The 18,459-nt window shown below is 31.1% G+C and carries 17 protein-coding genes; 5 read left to right on the forward strand and 12 right to left on the reverse strand.

Annotated elements, in window-relative coordinates:
- Positions 1-51 precede the first annotated feature (51 nt).
- Positions 52-807, reverse strand: a complete 756-nt coding sequence (locus K8Z87_RS08910) for a rhomboid family intramembrane serine protease (RefSeq protein ID WP_227477151.1) — start codon at positions 805-807, stop codon at positions 52-54.
- A 173-nt stretch (positions 808-980) separates the two neighbouring features.
- Here K8Z87_RS08910 and K8Z87_RS08915 point away from each other — a divergent pair, with 173 nt between their 5' ends.
- Positions 981-2,258: a replication-associated recombination protein A gene (locus K8Z87_RS08915; RefSeq protein ID WP_227477152.1), complete on the forward strand. Its 1,278-nt coding sequence runs from the start codon at positions 981-983 to the stop codon at positions 2,256-2,258.
- A 43-nt stretch (positions 2,259-2,301) separates the two neighbouring features.
- Here K8Z87_RS08915 and K8Z87_RS08920 read toward each other — a convergent pair whose 3' ends face one another.
- The 6 genes from K8Z87_RS08920 to radC all read right to left on the reverse strand — a co-directional run bounded on the left by K8Z87_RS08920 (position 2,302) and on the right by radC (position 7,986).
- Entirely contained in the window at positions 2,302-3,204 is a 903-nt protein-coding gene (locus K8Z87_RS08920; protein ID WP_227477153.1) for a hypothetical protein, read from the reverse strand.
- Positions 3,201-4,613: a DUF5723 family protein gene (locus K8Z87_RS08925; RefSeq protein WP_227477154.1), complete on the reverse strand. Its 1,413-nt coding sequence runs from the start codon at positions 4,611-4,613 to the stop codon at positions 3,201-3,203. The genes K8Z87_RS08920 and K8Z87_RS08925 overlap by 4 nt, the downstream gene beginning before the upstream one ends.
- Entirely contained in the window at positions 4,610-5,179 is a 570-nt protein-coding gene (locus K8Z87_RS08930; RefSeq protein ID WP_227477155.1) for a hypothetical protein, read from the reverse strand. The genes K8Z87_RS08925 and K8Z87_RS08930 overlap by 4 nt, the downstream gene beginning before the upstream one ends.
- Before the next feature lie 48 nt (positions 5,180-5,227).
- Positions 5,228-5,914 carry a YjjG family noncanonical pyrimidine nucleotidase gene (locus K8Z87_RS08935; RefSeq protein ID WP_227477156.1) on the reverse strand — a complete coding sequence of 229 codons (687 nt, stop codon included), beginning with the start codon at positions 5,912-5,914 and terminating at the stop codon, positions 5,228-5,230.
- A complete protein-coding gene (locus K8Z87_RS08940) occupies positions 5,907-7,205 on the reverse strand; it encodes a polysaccharide deacetylase family protein (RefSeq protein ID WP_227477157.1) in 1,299 nt (432 codons plus the stop codon). Before K8Z87_RS08940 ends, K8Z87_RS08935 begins: the two co-directional genes overlap by 8 nt.
- Before the next feature lie 79 nt (positions 7,206-7,284).
- Positions 7,285-7,986 carry a RadC family protein gene (radC, locus tag K8Z87_RS08945; protein WP_227477158.1) on the reverse strand — a complete coding sequence of 234 codons (702 nt, stop codon included), beginning with the start codon at positions 7,984-7,986 and terminating at the stop codon, positions 7,285-7,287.
- 45 nt (positions 7,987-8,031) lie between these two features.
- Between radC and K8Z87_RS08950 the strand changes: the two genes are divergently transcribed.
- The 4 genes from K8Z87_RS08950 (at position 8,032) to K8Z87_RS08965 (ending at position 11,755) form a co-directional block, all read left to right on the forward strand.
- Complete coding sequence (locus K8Z87_RS08950) at positions 8,032-8,484, forward strand: DUF1569 domain-containing protein (RefSeq protein WP_227477159.1); 453 nt, start codon at positions 8,032-8,034, stop codon at positions 8,482-8,484.
- Between the two features lie 73 nt (positions 8,485-8,557).
- Entirely contained in the window at positions 8,558-9,148 is a 591-nt protein-coding gene (locus tag K8Z87_RS08955; RefSeq protein WP_227477160.1) for an FMN-binding negative transcriptional regulator, read from the forward strand.
- Positions 9,149-9,180: 32 nt separating this feature from the next.
- Positions 9,181-10,188 (forward strand): N-acetylmuramoyl-L-alanine amidase family protein, encoded by a 1,008-nt coding sequence (locus K8Z87_RS08960; RefSeq protein ID WP_227477161.1) that lies wholly within the window; start codon positions 9,181-9,183, stop codon positions 10,186-10,188.
- Between the two features lie 235 nt (positions 10,189-10,423).
- Positions 10,424-11,755, forward strand: a complete 1,332-nt coding sequence (locus K8Z87_RS08965; protein ID WP_227477162.1) for a Fic family protein — start codon at positions 10,424-10,426, stop codon at positions 11,753-11,755.
- A 144-nt stretch (positions 11,756-11,899) separates the two neighbouring features.
- Here K8Z87_RS08965 and K8Z87_RS08970 read toward each other — a convergent pair whose 3' ends face one another.
- The 5 genes from K8Z87_RS08970 to K8Z87_RS08990 are packed head-to-tail and all read right to left on the reverse strand — an operon-like array spanning position 11,900 to position 18,396.
- Positions 11,900-13,252, reverse strand: a complete 1,353-nt coding sequence (locus K8Z87_RS08970) for a UDP-N-acetylmuramate--L-alanine ligase (protein WP_227477163.1) — start codon at positions 13,250-13,252, stop codon at positions 11,900-11,902.
- 33 nt (positions 13,253-13,285) lie between these two features.
- Entirely contained in the window at positions 13,286-14,689 is a 1,404-nt protein-coding gene (locus K8Z87_RS08975; protein ID WP_227477164.1) for a TolC family protein, read from the reverse strand.
- Complete coding sequence (locus K8Z87_RS08980) at positions 14,689-16,047, reverse strand: HlyD family secretion protein (RefSeq protein ID WP_227477165.1); 1,359 nt, start codon at positions 16,045-16,047, stop codon at positions 14,689-14,691. The genes K8Z87_RS08975 and K8Z87_RS08980 overlap by 1 nt, the downstream gene beginning before the upstream one ends.
- Positions 16,048-16,056: 9 nt before the next feature.
- A complete protein-coding gene (locus tag K8Z87_RS08985) occupies positions 16,057-17,718 on the reverse strand; it encodes a peptidase domain-containing ABC transporter (protein WP_227477166.1) in 1,662 nt (553 codons plus the stop codon).
- Positions 17,719-17,721: 3 nt separating this feature from the next.
- Entirely contained in the window at positions 17,722-18,396 is a 675-nt protein-coding gene (locus K8Z87_RS08990) for a TetR/AcrR family transcriptional regulator (protein ID WP_227477167.1), read from the reverse strand.
- Positions 18,397-18,459 lie beyond the last annotated feature (63 nt).

Consider the following 18,459-nt stretch of genomic DNA (forward strand, 5'->3'; position numbering starts at 1 on the left):
TTTGTAGTACTCAGTCTCAGTATTCAGTTGACAGTTCGCAGTAATCCTTTTTCAATCTCCTTTTTTCTTGTAGGTATACTTAATTGTTATTGAAGGTTGTTGTAGTTTATTATCAGCTTCAGTTGTGGTTTCAATTTCTTCTTCTGGTAGAACTTCAATAAAATTTCCATTTTTATCAAAATGTTTCATAAAAGGATCATCCTCTTCATTATAAGTTTCTGTTTCCCAAACGTAACGTTTTGGTTTCGCTATCTGTTTTCTAAAAATAATTGCGAATAGCAGTCCTGAAATTAATCCTCCTAAATGGCCTTCCCACGATACCCCATCTTTTATAGGAAATACATACCAAATCATACTCCCGTATAGAAAGATAACCATGAGTGATAGTGCTATAAGACGGTAATGTTTTGCTAAAATACCTTTAAAAAATATAAAGCTCACCAAAACATATATAACTCCACTTGCTCCAATATGGTTGCCGCTTTTTCCTATAAGCCAAGTTAACAAACCTGATAATAGAACGCCATACAAGAGAACGCGCCAAGCTATTTTATTGTAAAAATAGAATAAAGCCATAGTTAATATAAAAAGCGGAATAGTGTTATGGTACAAGTGTTCTATATCTGCATGAATAAAAGGACTCGTTACAATGCCCAATAAACCTTCTAATTCTTGTGGATGAACTCCAAGTTTACGAATGCTAGAGTCTACTCTTACTTGGTACCAAAACACAGACCAAATGACCATTACAAAAAGTAATGGATACAGAATAACTGAATTAGAATATTTAAATTGTTGTTGACTCATACACAAATTTACATGATAATCGAGATTCTATTAGCTTGAAGCTTATTTTTAATTTACCTATGTTAAACATAATTAAAGCTTTATTTCAAGCAATTCAATAACTTTATCTCAAATTCTTCGCCAAGAGTTTATTTTCTGAAATATTGTCACACTCTTTTTTGTAATTTTAGCTCATGAATATTCCTTTAGCCGAACGCTTACGTCCAAAAACACTTGAAGATTATTTGAGTCAGAATCACCTAGTCGGAAAAGACGGTGCGCTTTATCAACAAATTAAAAATGGTATTATTCCATCATTAATATTATGGGGACCGCCAGGTATTGGCAAAACTACATTAGCCAATATTATTGCTAATGAATCTGAACGTCCTTTTTATAAACTCAGTGCTATAAATTCTGGTGTAAAAGACATTAGAGAAGTTATTGATAAAGCTAAAAAAAGTGGCGGTTTATTTACTGCAAAGAACCCTATATTATTTATAGATGAGATTCATCGTTTTAGCAAATCACAACAAGATTCTCTTTTAGAAGCTGTAGAAAAAGGTTGGGTTACACTTATTGGAGCCACAACCGAAAATCCTAGTTTTGAAGTTATTCCTGCACTTTTATCGCGTTGCCAAGTTTATGTATTAAACTCATTCAGTAAAGCCGATTTAGAATCTCTTTTAGATCGTGCTATAAAAGAAGATGAAGTTCTATCTAAACAAAATATTAAATTAAAAGAAACCGAAGCTATACTACGATTATCAGGAGGTGATGCCCGTAAATTACTTAACATTTTTGAATTAATAGTTGCGTCATTTGAAACTGAAAAAATTGTAATTACAAATGATCTTGTATTAAAACAAGTACAAAGCAATACTGTACGTTATGATAAAACTGGAGAGCAACATTATGATATTATCTCTGCTTTTATAAAATCGATTAGAGGCAGCGACCCTAATGCTGCTGTTTATTATTTAGCACGAATGATTGAAGGTGGTGAAGATGTAAAATTTATTGCACGCCGATTATTGATTTTAGCTAGCGAAGATATAGGAAATGCTAATCCAACCGCATTGGTAATTGCTAATAACACATTCCAAGCTGTATCTGTTATTGGCCACCCTGAATCTCGTATTATTCTTAGTCAATGTACCACATATCTAGCGAGTTCTGAAAAAAGTAATGCCGCATATGAAGCTATAAACAAAGCACAACAATTGGTAAAACAAACCGGAGATTTATCAGTTCCGCTTTCTATAAGAAACGCGCCTACTAAATTAATGAAAGAACTAGGTTATGGAGATGAATACAAATATGCGCACAGCTATGATAATAATTTTGCTGAGCACGAGTTTATGCCTAAAGACATACAAAACACTAAACTTTATAATCCCGGGAATAATGCTAGAGAAAATGCGCAACGCCAATTTTTAAAAGCGCGTTGGAAAGAGAAATATGGGTATTAGACACTTCGGCAAGCTCAGTGCGGGATGTTAGGTGTTAGGGAAATTACAACTTAATTTTTAACACTTTTTCAACTTTAGAACTTCCTGTGTTTTCAGAATACACCCAGTTTCCATCTTGTTTAAAAACAATGGCATCTTTACCTTTAACCGTATAAACATTTGGTGCAGCTGTTTTTAAAAGTGTCATGGCTACTGCGCCATCGCTATCTAATATTCTATATCCACCTACAATAAGCTCCGTCTTAAGTGTTTCATCTCTTTTCATTTCGGGAACTTTAACTGGAGCTGCTTCATTTACAGTTTTAGGTTTTTCATTCTGTAGCTCACTTTCTTTTTGTTTAGCTACAGCTTCTGATTTTCTTAACTCTGCCGCTTTATTAATCTCTACTTCTTTAGCTTTTAAAGCATCTACTTCTTTTTTTAATCGTTCTATTTCTGCCTTATCTTCTGCTTCTTTTTGTGATTTTGCGTTAGTTATATCTTGCGCTAAAGCATTATCGATTTTAGGATCATAGCTATAATCTAAAAACTTAATACTTTCAAAAGCCTCTTTAACTACAATTCTATAACCTTCTTTATACTCTTTAACTTTAGTTGAAGCTTCATCAGAGACAAAGATTAAATTCCCTCTACAATCTTTTAATTCAATCTGTACTTTATTAGACAGAAATGATTTGACTTTTTTAACATTTGCATATATAGCTAAACAACGATTCTTAAATAAATCTTCGGGCAATTCTTGCTCATCAAAATAAACATCAAATCCGTTTTCTTTAAATAAATAGCGTGTCAATGTATTTAAACGATATTGATCTTTCCCCTTTAAAAAATCAAATTGCAATGGTACCACAACATATTTGTATTGATTAATATTTGTATTCGCCTGAGAGAATACATTTGTTGTAATACAACTAACAATTATAAATAGAAGTAATTTCGATTTCATTTTTGTCCAAATATTAAGTTAAGTCCTAATTGCAAAGATATACTATTAGCATTTGCTAAATTCTGATATTCTAACAAATTATCTGCAAAAGCATATAAATTATAGTTACCAATATGTCCAGAGATTCCAAATCCTATATTTTTTGAAGAAAACGTATCTACTGTATATGTTATTTTGGCTCTCAATATATTAAAAAGTCTTCTATAATAAAAAGCTGTCAATGCTACTTGTGGCTGCAAAGGTCTTTTAATACCATAGAGCTGTAAACCAACAGAGTTTAGGTAGGGTTTATATGTATTATGACAATTACAATCTTTTTCGTTTTCTTTTCCAAAATCATAAGTCAGTGAGCTGTTAAACTTAATTGGTCTTAATGTTGTGAATTTTGATTCTGCAGCTTCTAAATCAAATAAATTATTGAAATCTTCAGCAATAGCTTCAACAAAACCTTCAGCGGATGGATTCTCTGTTTGATCACTAAACAATGGGTTAACACCTTCAAATATTATGTTTCCTTTTAATTCATAGTTTTCTATATCTTTAGAATGCCTTATAAAACCAACATCTTGTAAACTAGCACTCATAGACCATTGGTTAGAGAACTGATAAGTAAAGCCTACGTCAAAACCTAACCCTAGGTTTTTACCAAAGAATAGATTTCTTCTAAATTCTTTTATATTATCGTTAGGATCCGAGTTACTACCATTTATCAAAGATTTAAGTCCTGATGTTTGTATTTCTATATCTAAATTAAATTGATGTTGAAAAAAATTATTACCACCAGGTCGTGTTACAAAAGTTCCGCCATTATTTATTGAACTAATAGTTGCCAAACTTGAATATATTTTACCTCTAAAACCATACGTTAGTTTTTTACTCACTCTTTTATTATAACCAAAATGTAGTACGGAAATTAATTCTCCTCTTAAATTTAAATCACTTAAATCGAATACTCTATTAATATTATTTAAATTTCCTTCTAATAAAAGTTCTGCATAATCTTTTGGAAAATATACTATAGCATCAGTTTCTTGATATAATCCAAAAGACAGATAAGTGTCTTTATCATAAGATGGGCCGGTTTTAAATCCTGCCGAAAAGATTTCCAATTGTTGATTAAGCGTAAAGAAATCTGTATCAGATAAATTAGAGACTGCACGCTGAATCTTGTCATTAAAACTTACTTGATTGTCTTCAAAAATATCTCTTAATGTAACACCTGAAGCTCCATAGCTTGTCTGTATATGAGATGCAAATGGAACTCCCAAATGCCACTCGTACTCTACTTTCTCTCCTGGGTTTAGTAATAACGATTGTGGTAATTCTGAAAATCCATATAACCCTTGTTTATTCTGAGAAGTCAAGATTAAACTGATTAGCAAAAATATGAATATTACTATGTTTTTCATTCAGAGATATCTATTCTAAAAAAGAAAGTTCCTCTAGAATTAAATAGTAATCTACCCAATGTATCTTCGTCTATAGGTGGTAGACTTGTATCTTCCATTAACGTTAGAGTAAACACAATCTCAGTTGTCGCTTTTAAACTCTCTAAATCGTTATCTAAAAAAACTTTTGTGAATTCTGTAATGACATCTGCATTATTTTGAGACCTAAGAACATCTACTGTAAAAGTATCTTGCAATTCAAATTCGTCATTAAAAAAATCTACTTGTGCTTGGAAGACTCTGTTAATTGAATTTGTAGTTTCTAAAAAAAACTCAGCTCTAATTAAATTATCTACTACAAATTGATCATTAAAAATATCTACACTTAAGGTATCTGTTATAACATTTGAATCTCCTTGATCTATAATAAACGTACTTGCAGGTTCATCAAAAAAAGCAAGACTAGATACTAAAATAGGTTCTGCCGAGAAATCTTCAGCTTGGTCAAAATCTAAATCTTCAATACAAGAAAAAAGCATGACACCAACACAGATTATAAAGGTATATATGTAGACTATTCTTTTCATTTCTATATGTTAAGCTAATAGTTAACGCTTTTTTCACTTCTGTTATTACTAAAAATACTTTTGTAACTCTGTTAAATGATTAACTCGTTTTATTGTATTTGGCAAATCTTCGTTATGATAATTGAAGCAAATAGCATCCATACCAATGTTTAGTGCTCCTAATACATCTGCTTCGTAATTATCTCCTACCATAACACTTTCTTTTACATTAGCTTTAGCACTATTTAAAGCATAATTAAAAATCTTCGGATTTGGTTTTTTAACTCCTACCATTTCTGAATTGGTTATTGTCTTAAAATAATGCTTAATATTTGAAGCTATCATTTTTTTCTCTTGTGCTTCTTTAAAACCATTAGTAATAATATGAAGTTGGTACCGATCACCTAAATATTCTAAAATTTCGATAGTTCCTTCAAACAAATGATTAAATGTTGTTAAATACCTAATGTAGTCTTCAGATAATGCATCCACGATAGTATCTAAAATCGCAACATTAATTTTATTAAACGCATCTTTTAATCTCCCATAACGTAGATCTTCTTTGCTAACTTTTTCTTCTCTGTATAGTTTCCAATATTGAAAATTAATAGGTTCATAAACTTTTAAAAAAGTATTGAGGTTAACATCAATATTATGAAGCCTAAATATCTTCTCGAAGGTTAAAGCTGAATTTTTATCAAAATCCCAAAGCGTGTGATCTAAGTCAAAAAAAATGTGCTTAATTGTATTAGTCATTTGCTGAATCTAAAATAATATTAAACAACTCTTTAAATCCTTCCCATCGTGTATGATCCGCAAATGAATAATTATGAAATACAGGAACAAACGTTCCGTTTACTGCTTTTATTTCTGAAATGAAACGTTGTAAATGCTCTCTTTTATCAAGTAGAGATTTGTGTTTTAACAAAACATAATCTAAGCAATGATATGGATTAATTTGAAGTGGAGTTTGCACTTCGTAATCTAAATCGTAAAACTGAAATGGTGTACATGTGCCAGCTCTAAAGCCTAACTCATTAACATAACCCATTGTATAATCTTTATGAATTTCTAACTCTACCAAATTCCGGTAGGTTTTTGGCAAATTCAATTTAGAAAATGAATTTCTTACAGCGTCTAAATCTACCTTAGTAATACTTTCTAGCTTTTGCTTTTCTTTCTTTAAAAGCTCTATATCTTCTAATGCAAAATAAGATGCTTTTAATCCGATATTACAATAATCACCAACCGACTTAATTAATGACACAAACTGTTTTTTATTAACACTTATGTTTTTGTCGTAAGTAGAATAATTACCTATTAAAAAAAATACTGTAAACTTATAATTACATGTTTTTTGTCTATTAATAATCCATTTAAATGTATCGTAAGGGTCGCGTTTAAAGCCAGATAAAACAGATGTACGTTGATATAACTGTTTAAATCTTAACCGAAATACGTCAGCAAAAAACCCACCAATAGTTCTTAATAATCCTTTCTGCTTAAAATAAAATGCGCTAGGCACATCTATAACTGGTTGCACGTTATATTTTCGTTTTGGGAACTCAAAATCTGGAAAACGTATTTTTAAAACCTCTTGTAATTTATATGCCCAAATATCTACAATAGGTTGTTGCAAAAAATTGTGTTTTTTCGCTATACTTTCAGAAGATAAAAATCGCCCGTAATCGTCTTTAACATGCGGTAAATATTCTTCGTATCTACTTAATAAATAAAAAGAAGCAGCAAAAATATCAAAGGGTAAATTACTACGGTCTCCGGTTGTAAAAAACCCTTTTGTATCATCCCACTTTTGCACATTAACATCTATATCTGACAAGCCTTGCTCAAACAACAGCTCATGGCTTTTCACAAAAACCTCATTACTTAAAGGTTGCTTTGTATACGACATTTTTAAACTATTATGCGCAATAAAATCTTCAACTTTAGATGTAAAATCAACATCTATATTTAGTATGCGTTTGCAAATATGCTTAAACGTATAGCGTAATCTTGGAGTAATTTTATGAGTATATACTAATAACATTCTGTTATAAATTCCAAAAAATTAAAATTCCAAAACCCAGTTACATGATTATTGGAATTTAGTGATTGATTATTGAGATTTAATCTAATAGATTCTTATCCGCAAAACTAAAATACGCTTTCTCGGTAACAATAAGATGATCTAGTACTTTTATATCTAAACTTTGTGCTGCCGTTTTTAACTTTTGAGTAATGGCTTTATCTGCAGCACTTGGTTTTAAAGTACCTGATGGATGATTATGCGAAAGAATAATGGAGACTGCATTGACTTCTATTGCTTTTTTTAAAACCAAACGCACATCGACTAAAGTTCCTGTAATGCCACCTTTACTAAGCTGATGTTTTTGAATTACTTTATTAGAATTGTTTAGATATAAAATCCAAAATTCTTCATGAGGCAACTCTCCAATTATAGGTTGCATAATATTAAATACAGAACGACTTGACTCAATTTTTTCTTGTTGAAGTGCATCTTCTAACCGTCTACGACGACCTAATTCTAAGGCAGCTGTTATAGTAATAGCCTTAGCTTCACCAATACCTTTAAAATGCATTAATTGCTGCAGTGATAATTTTCCTAGTGCATTTATATTGTTGTCTACACTAGCCAAAATACGTTTACATAAATCTACTGCACTTTCGTCTCTATTACCCGATCCAATTAAAATAGCCACCAATTCTGCATCACTTAAAGTGGCTTTTCCTTTATCTCTTAGTTTTTCTCTTGGTTGATCGTCTTGCGCCCAATTTTTTATAGAAAACGAATTTGATTTTTCTGACATGGTTTAAATATAATTATTGTAAATTTCAGAAGCAAAAACAATCCTATGAATTCTATATTTACAAATGAAGGACATAAAGATATTCTTGAACGTATTAACAAACTTAACGAAACTTCTCATGCCAATTGGGGCAAGATGAATGTAAGTCAAATGTTTAAACATTGTCAAAAAGCACTTGAAATTGCCACTGAGAAACAAGAGCTAAACATGAAAATGGGATTCTTTAAAAAGCTTTTAATGAAAAGTTTTAAGCCTTTGATGTATAATGATAAACCTTGGCGAAAAAATGTACAAACTCCTAAACAGTTTGTTATTACAGATACCTATGAGTTTAATGCCGAAAAGGACAACTTAGTAAACTTAATTAATGAATTTGCTGCTAAAAAGGAACAAACGGAATGGCCAGAGCATCCTGCATTTGGGCATTTTACACCAGAACAGCGTGGCAAAATGCAATACAAACATTTAGATCATCATTTAAGACAATTTGGAGTATAGTTTCGAGAAGCTACCTTTAAAATTAACTGTTTAAGAACCTATGCTTTTCTTAAACATGTTCAGAGTGACAATTATGAATTATCCGCCAAAACATCATCAAGATAGTGACATTAACCACATGGTTGAAGTCATAAAAACTTATCCTTTAGCTACCGTTATTTCTGTAGAAGACAATCAACCTTTTATAACGCATTTGCCATTGGTATATGAAGATGGAAAACTCATTGGGCATATAGACATATACAATCCTCAAGCAGAGCTTTTAAAAAATGACAATGAGGTGACTATCCTTTTTGCAGGACCAGAATGTTATATCTCACCTAGTGTTTATGGCACAACGCAATTACCAACATGGAACTATATTAAAGTGCATTTAAAAGGTACTGTAAAAGCCATTGAAAATAAAACAGCTTTAAAGCAATCGTTGATTACAATGACTGAATTTTTGGAAGCTCCAGATCATAAATACGTTTTAGAACCAGATAATCCACGTTTAGACCGTAATCTCAATTATATAGAACTATTTGAGATTACTATTAACAATTGGGAGGGCAAGTTTAAACTGTCTCAAGATAAAAAGCCAAGTGATATTAAAGCTGCACGTGAAGAATTAATTAGAACCAACCAAGAAAGTATAAAACAATTTTTGGATAAGGTGTTTTAATCTTTATCTATTTTAATAGCTTTGAAAGTGACATGTATAAATACACTCTCATATTTATAATATGCTTAACGTCTACACTAGCCTTTGGGCAATCAAAAGATTCTACTGTGGTTGCTAAACGCGGTGATGGTATTTATTCACTTTTAAAAGCACATAATATTGCATTTTCTTATGCCGATGCTTTTATTGAACTTAATAAAACGAAACTGACTTCCAGTAATGGTTTAATTGCCGGAAAAACCTATACACTACCTATTGTAAAAGTAGATTCTATAACTAAAGCACCTTTAGATTCAAAACTAAAAATTAAAGAACCTTTATTTGGAAAAAAATATAGCGAGGTTACTATAGAAAATGACAAGCTTAAAAACAATGTGTACTATCTAATCTCTGGTCATGGTGGTCCTGATCCGGGTGCCACAACGACATATAATTCTAAATTAATTTCTGAAGATGAATATGCTTATGATGTAACTCTACGTTTAGCCAGAAAATTAATGGAGAATGGAGCAAAAGTGTATATCATTATTAAAGATAAAAACGATGGCATAAGAGACCAACGTGTTTTAGAGGTCGACTATGATGAAGTAGCACATCCAAATAATAAAATCCCAAGAAATCACAGGTTACGATTACAACAACGTACCAAAGCAGTAAACAACCTCTATCAAAAACATAAAGGAGCCTATCAACGCCTTGTAGTAACTCACGTCGATAGCAGAAATACAGGAAAAAATGTTGATGTTTTTTTCTACCACCATAAAAACAGTAAAAGCGGAAAACGCTTAGCAGACAACATACTTAAATCCTTTCGTTTAAAATATGCTAAACATCAACCTAACCGCGAGTACTCAGGCTCTGTGAGTGCTAGAAGTGGTTTATATTTAATTAAAAATACCACTCCCGCAATGGTATATATTGAATTAGGAAATATTAAAAATGCTAAAGACCAAAGACGTATTTTAAATTACGAAAATAGAGAAGCTTTAGCCAATTGGATTCATAACGGACTTTTAATGGATTTTGAAGAGAATCATTAATAGCAATGATTTGACTTTTAAAATAAAAAAGACGAACTTCGTTAGTGTTGGTATAAGTCTTTAAAACGAACCAATATCATTAAAGTTAGGCAAAATATCAAAACCTACTAAAATTGAATCAATTAGCAGATATTAGTTTTGATAAAATCTACTAATTATATTATTATTAGTAGATAAAATTAGGTAAACATGCTAAAAACTACTAAATTTGATATAATTAGTAGATATTTAAAGTATGAAAAAACCTGAATTACCACCAAACTCTGAAATAAGCAAGGATGAAACTGATGATCTTATAGCCTTATTAAGTAACAAAGAATTAATTGAAAAAGTATTTGAGGTTGAAAAGGACTATCCATATTGGGAAAAATTCAAACATAAGACAAAAGGATTTGACAGTAATCCAAAGTTATTATGGAAATTTATAAAACTTCAACGAACTAGAAATATTTCAAAAATTGACCTTTGCGACATAAATGGTTTTAAATTTAAATATAATATATCAGGTAATACACTCAAACGACTACATCAATTTGATTTAAATCTTGGAGGTATACTTGAAGGAGGTTCAATCGTTCCTGAAAGAGAAAAAGAACGCTTTTTAATTAGTTCATTGATGGAAGAAGCAATAGCATCAAGTCAACTAGAAGGTGCTGTAACTACTAGAGAAGTTGCAAAATCAATGTTACGAACAAAGAGAAAGCCAAAAAATCATTCTGAAAAAATGATTCTGAATAATTATCTTACTATAAAAGAGATAATATCTATTCAAAAAGAACAATTAACACCTGAAATTATTAAACGTATTCATAGTTTAATGACTAAAGGTACTCTTGAAGAAAAAAAAAATGAAGGAGAATTTAGAACAAACAACGAAGTAAAAGTAGTTGATGTAAATGGAGAAATATTTTATGATCCGCCATCTCATACTGAACTTACTAAATTAATAGAAGCATTTTGCAAATTTGCAAATTCTAAAAATGACAAAAACTTTATGCATCCAATAGTTAGAGGAATAATACTTCACTTTCTTATTGGTTACATACATCCTTTTGTTGATGGAAATGGAAGAACAGCAAGAGCAATTTTTTATTGGTATTTAATATCACAAGGATATTGGCTTGTTGAATTTTTGTCTATATCAAGAATAATAATAAAATCTCCAAGTCAATATGCAAGAGCATATTTATATACCGAATACGATGAAAATGACTTAACCTATTTTATTGATTTCAATTTAAAATCAATGGAATTAGCTCTAAATAGTTTAAAAGAATATATTGAGAGAAAAATTAATGAAAAAAAGAATTTATATAACATTTTAAAAAATGAAAACATAAATGAGAGACAGGCAGAAACAGTTAAATCTATAATTAACGAACCTGACTTAATCTTAAATATTAATGAAATTCAAGGTAAATTTGGAACATCTTATCAAACAGCGAGAACAGATTTATTAAATTTAGAAGAAATAGGCTACTTAAAGAGTAAATTGATAGGAAAAAAATTAATATTTTTTAAATCAGAACAATTTGATGAAAAGATAAAGAAAATTCACTTTGTCTAACACCGCATATAATTCATTGCTAATATTTGCCTACTTATGAAAGTACTCACCTCCCGATGCTATCGGGATTCTATTCAGTTTGTATTTGCTAATTTAGTTGCTAAAATACGCAACGAAACCAAACACAAAAACGATAACGAAACTCTAAAAAAGTTTCTTTACCTCATCAAAGTCTAGGCCTCCGTAATTCCCTGAACTCATCAATAACAGAGATTTGTTTTCAAAATTTTGAGAGAACAGAAAATCTTTAAAATCATCTGGGTTGGTATAAATGATTAAATCGTCTCGCTGAAAAGCATTGGCTATTTGATCTTTAGTAACTTCTTCTAGTTTTTTAATTTCTACAGCATGCGGCGAATAAAATACAACAGCTACATCTGCAGCATCTAATGCGCCTTTATACTCTTTTAAAAATTCTGCATTTAAACTACTATATGTATGCAACTCTAAACAAGCTACCAAAGTTCTGTCATTATACTGCGTTTTTAAGGCCTTAGTCGTTGCTTCTACTTTACTTGGTGAATGTGCAAAATCTTTATAGGCTATGCTGGTTTTAGATTCTGCAATTTTTTCTAAACGTTTGCTTGCTCCTGTAAAAGTAGAAATGGCTTCGTAAAAATCATCTTCGTCTATGCCCATATGTTGGCAAATCCATTTGGCACCAGCTAAATTATTAAGATTATGCGCACCAAAAACTTCAATTGGCATTGGCCCTTCTGAAGTTTCTAATAGTGTTTCTCCATCTTCTACCGTATAATCTGGTGTCTGGTAAGGTAGCTTTCTAATCTGGTTTTCAGAAGCTTCTACAACACGTTTTACCTCAGCATCTTCTTCGTTATAATTTATGCTTCCGCCTGTAACAATACTATCTACAAAAATGCTAAACTGTTCTACGTAATCTTCATAGGTTGGAAATACGTTGATATGATCCCAAGCAATACCACTTAACAACGCAATATTAGGTTTATACAAATGAAATTTAGGGCGACGATCTATTGGAGAGCTTAAATATTCGTCTCCTTCTAGTACTATAAAATCGTTATCTTCTGTGAGTTTCACCATAACATCAAAACCTTCTAACTGTGCACCAACCATGTAATCGACATCTCTTCCATGGTAATGCATTACATGTAAAATCATAGATGTAATGGTTGTCTTACCATGACTACCACCAATAACAACACGTGTTTTGTGTTTGGCCTGTTCATATAAAAACTCTGGATAACTATAAATTTTTAAATTGAGTTCTTGAGCTTTTAGCAATTCAGGATTGTCTGCTTTAGCATGCATTCCTAAAACAATAGCATCTAAATTTGAAGTGATTTTTTCTGGAAACCAACCAAAAGTTTTTGGTAGTAATCCTTTTGCTTCTAATCTAGATTTAGAAGGGTCAAAAATAGTGTCGTCACTTCCCGTAACTTTGTATCCTTTATTATGAAGCGCTATCGCCAAATTGTGCATCGCAGCACCACCAATAGCTATAAAATGTACATTCATAGTTTGCTTAAATCTGTCCTGTAAAAATACTATTTATAATTCAGGATTTACAGCTAAACTATTAAACAATTTTGCTTTTGTGGTATAGTATTTCTTTTGCAACTCAATAGCTTTTAATTGCCCGTCAATAAGTTTAGACTCTCTAGAATTTACCAAAAACAACGAGCTTTCACCTAACTGAAATTTTCGTTCTTCAGCTCTTAACATTTGCGTATAATCTGTAATCATTTGAGACATTACACCATTTTGAATAACATAAGAATCTAATTCTTTTTGAGTTGCCGTAACTTTATTAGAAATCTTTATTCGCGTAGCGTTAATCTCATAATCTACATCTTTAATTTTAAGCTTCGCTAATTTTAAATCTCCGCGTTCTTTTCTTAAAAACAATGGATAACTAATATTAACTCCTGCTTTATATTCTGATGTACTGAATGATCGAGAGACTCGCGGTGTTTCACTTAAAAAATTGTATTCTAAATCTATTTTAGGCAAAAGTTTATTCGCTTTTAAACGTCGTTCTAAATTAAGGTTTTGTTTTTTATAATCTAACGATAACAACTTAGGGTGTTGATCTACAGAAAATTCATTTTCACGAAGTGCAGATGTATTAAATGTATCATCAATAATACGTTCACTATTAACATTTGGTATAATATTATCTTGTAATTCTAGAGGTGTGTTATCATCTAACCATAAATAGTTAGACAATTTTAATGATGCTTTTATAAGCTTTACTCGTGTTTTTTCAAAATTCAGTTTACGGTCATTCACCGCTATACGTGCTTCAATAGAATCTATCGCTGCGCGCTCACCAACTTCCACGCCACGTTTAACACCAAGAAAACGTTGTTCTGCGTTTACTAAAAAGTTTTCGAATACTTGATTTTCTTTGTACGCTTTTAACCATTCAAAATACACAACTGAAGCTTCAAACAAAATGTTATTAACATAGATATCTCTATCTGCTTTAGCTTGTTCTTTAAACAATTTTGCCTGTTTTAATGCTGCCATTCTTTCATTAATTAACAAGCCTCTTGCTGCGGAAAAACTAAATCCGGCAGAGTACAAACCTCCTTCGGGAACATCGGCTTCAGGATTTAGAAACACTCCTGTATTTTCTTCAAAATTGGCTTTTAATTCAATACCATACCAAGTAGGCACTTTAAATGTAGCGTTTAACTTATCGAAATATTCTAATGATTTAAATTTCTTGCGATCGTAATCTACTTCAATCTTAGGGTCAAAAGCACCACGAGACTTTAATAGTTTTGCTTGACTTTCATCTATAACTAACTCGGCTTGTTTTACAATTGGATGAAACTTTTTTACAAAACCTAAATACTCATCAAAACCTAGCACTTCTTTAATCGAGGTGTTTTGAGCATCTACCGTACTAAAAGCAGACATAAAAATAATTATATATAAATACCTCATTATTTCTTTTTTGCTGTTTTATTTGTCGCCGTTTCTGGTTGGTAGTAATTAGGTGGAAAACCGTTTAATTGTCTCCAAAGTTCAAACCAAATAGGAACATCATCTAATAATGCCATGGTAAATGCTCCCGATCCTGCACGTACATCTTTTGGCCACTTTTGGTCGTCCTCATCTGGCGCTAATAATACTCTAAACTTACCGTTACTTAGTGTAATAAAATTTTCTACTGCTACAACTTTTGCGCCATAGGTACCATAAGACACATTTGGCCAACCTCTAAATACAATAGCCGGCCAACCATCAAACTGAACACGTACTTTTTCACCAACATGTATCAGTGGTAAATCTATTGGTGACACAAAAGTTTCGACAGCTAAATCTACATTAGCAGGCATAATACCGACTAACTTCTCTCCTTCTTTAAATGTTTGACCAATACCTGGCACTAATACTTTATTGATATAGCCATCATAAGGTGCTGTGACAAATAAAAGGCCATTTCTAATTTTATAATTTGAAACTTGATTATCTAATTTAGTCACTTGTGCTTCGGTATCAAACTGACTCGATTGCGCTGAAAATTTATCGCTTTCTGCTTTTGAAATCTTATCTGAAAATTCAACATTTACTCTAGAAATTTCAACCTTAGCATTAATGACTTCGTTTTTACTTGCTAGTAATTTATTGTTTTGAGAAATTAATTTTGCTTGTGTCTCACGTAATTTAACTGTAGCGTCTTCAACATTTTTTAGTGCTGTAAAACCATCTTTAAATAATGAGTCTGCACGATTGTATTTTGTTTCAGCAATTTTTATAGCTGTTTTAGCAGCTTCTAAATCTATACTATCACTTTCTACCTTATACTTAGCTTGAATAAGTTTATTCTCAGCTTGTTCTAGTTTTAATCTTCGCTCACTAATTAATGCCGATATACGTACATCATTAGCCTTAACTTTTCCTTGATAAGACTCAACAGATAATGCTTTTGCATCGCGTTGTTTTGTTGTACGTTCCACAAGTTTAGGGTCAAAATAATCGGTCTTCACTTCTGAGATACGAATAATTGTATCTCCTTTTTTTACAAAAGCACCTTCTCTAACAAACCACTCTTCTATTCTACCAGGAATTTGAGATTGTATCGTTTGCGGACGTTGATCTGGTGTTAACGTAGTTACGTTACCACGACCAGTAATATTTTGCGTCCATGGTAAAAACAAAATAATGAAACCAAGTATAGCTGACCCACCTAAAAAGCGATTAAAATACTTATAATAATTACTGTGAAATACACGCTTCCCTGACTTAGAGTCTGTGATATCTACCGATTTATTAAGTTGATTATGAGATATATTTAACATCGTTTTTTCTTATATAATTTCACCGTTTTCTAATGTAATAACTTGACTACAGCGTTTAGACCAAGTATCATTTGTACTCACCACAATTAAAGCCCAAGGGTTTGATTTACTGGTAAGCATATCTATAATTTCTGAAGCTTCTTCTGCTTCGAAATGCTCTAACGGATCTTCTAGAATTAATAATTTAGGTGCATCTATAATAGCCCTAGCTAATACAATTCTTTTAACTACTGTAAAAGATGTACGCTTGCCTTCTGGGTATAAAATAGTATCCAATCCATTAAGGTTTTCTTTTATAAAATCTGTTAGACCTACTTGCTTTGTTACTTTAAGTAATTGATCATCAGAAATATCTTTACTGCCAAAAGTGATGTTTTCTCTAATAGTACCTTCAAAAAGAGACTCATCAGCAAGAGACAAACCTAAATGCGAGCGGTAATAATTAAGATTAATATTATGAATATTAGATTCATTAATATATATCTGTCCTTTTGTTGGTGCAATAACTCCTGATATTAAACGTAGTAAGGTGGACTTCCCTGAACCACTTGCTCCTTTAATTAAAAGCCTACTTTGTGGCTGAATTTTTAAAGACACCTTATTTAAAATATGTTTCTCTCTATCCGGAACATTATAACTCACTTCATTTAATTCTAGAGTAAACTGTTCTTGAAAATTAGGCTGAAGTCCTTCTTGGTCTTCAAGCTCTTTATCGACAACTTGTCCCATTTTTTCTAATGAGGTTAGTACATCATAAAAAGATTCTAGGCCAAGTATTAATTTCTCTACAGAGTTTATGACCAAAAGAATAATTATTTCGGCAGCTACAAATTGCCCTATGTTCATCTCTTGATTTAAAACAAGTAGTCCTCCTATAATTAATAAACCCGCTGTAACTAAAACTTTAAAACCTATCATTTGTATAAACTGAATGATTAGAATTTTAAAATGGTCTTCTCTAGCTTCCAAATAAGCTTCTACCAGATTGTCATTTTTATCTATTGACAATTTTGTTTTACCTGATAGTTTAAAACTTACTATAGTTCTTGCAACTTCCTGTATCCAATGTGCAACTTTATACTTATGCTTAGACTCTAACAAACTTGTTTCCATACCTCGCTTTGCCGTATATCTAAATACTACATAAATGAGTAGTATTAATAAAACACCAAACGCAATAAAAAACGGGTGATAAAACGACAGTAAGATTAATGCAAAAACAATTTGCAAAATAGCAGCAGGAACATCAACCAAAACTTTAGCTAATCCTTTTTGTATGGTCAGTGTGTCAAAAAAACGATTGGCTAATTCTGGCGGATAATAATGCCTTAGTGCGCTCATTTTTATTTTTGGAAAACGGTAAGTGAACTCAAAAGATGCACGTGTGAATATACGTTGTTGAATAGTTTCAATAATTCGCATTTGCATTAATTGTAAAACACCTACAAAAGAAACACCTACAGTGACCAAAATGACTAGAACAATCCATGAAGTGCTTACTTGAGCTCCTTGAATAAGGTTAATAATGGCTTGTATTCCTAGTGGTAATGTTAACGCTACTAGTCCTGAAAAAATGGCGTAATAAATAACCTGTTTTATTGCTTTTTTTTCAAGTCTTAATAATCCCACAAGGCGTTGCCAAGGAGACATTATCTCTTTAATTAAACTCATAAATTATGATTTGATGGCGTTAAAAACTAAGTCTTTAAAAAAATCTGTTGGTGTTAAATCCTCATTACAATCTGTTATGGATTTAAAATGATCTTTTAAAAAATGTTGATGCAAAGCTCCTTCTACGATAGTACTTGCCAAACTTGAAGCATATTTATAATTAGGGTTAATTTTTAAAATCATATCTCTAATTCTCGATATCAATCGTTTATATATAACAAAATAACCTTCTTTATTTTCGCTATCTACCTCTTTAGTTAAATACGATTTTGAATACTCATTAATAATAATTTGATTTAGTTTCACTTCATTGATATGAGAAAAACTAAAATCTTCTTTAATAGATCTTGTAACAATTTCAATTGTTTTTGAAAGTTGTTTCTCGGTATCAGGCATGTTAAACGTTTCAAAGACTAACTGGTATTCTATCCATGCCCAATACCAAGATGTTAAGTATAATAATAGTTTATGCTTACTCTCAAAATAGCGATATATAGAGCTCTCATTAGAGCTAATAAGTAATCCTAATTTTTTAAAGGTAAAGCTATCAAAGCCTATATCATCAATTAACAATATACTATGCTTTATAATTCGTTTTCCTAAATCAGAGGATTCCGGATCTTTTAAAAATATTTTATCTGGAACAGAAATTTTTAAATTTGATAGTAAACTTTTCATTACAAACTATTTTGATTGCAAATATAATAGTATTACTATTAATATTGCATATTTAACAATTAT

Origin of the sequence: Winogradskyella immobilis (genome assembly GCF_021887715.1) — a bacterium.
GTDB lineage: Bacteria > Bacteroidota > Bacteroidia > Flavobacteriales > Flavobacteriaceae > Winogradskyella > Winogradskyella immobilis.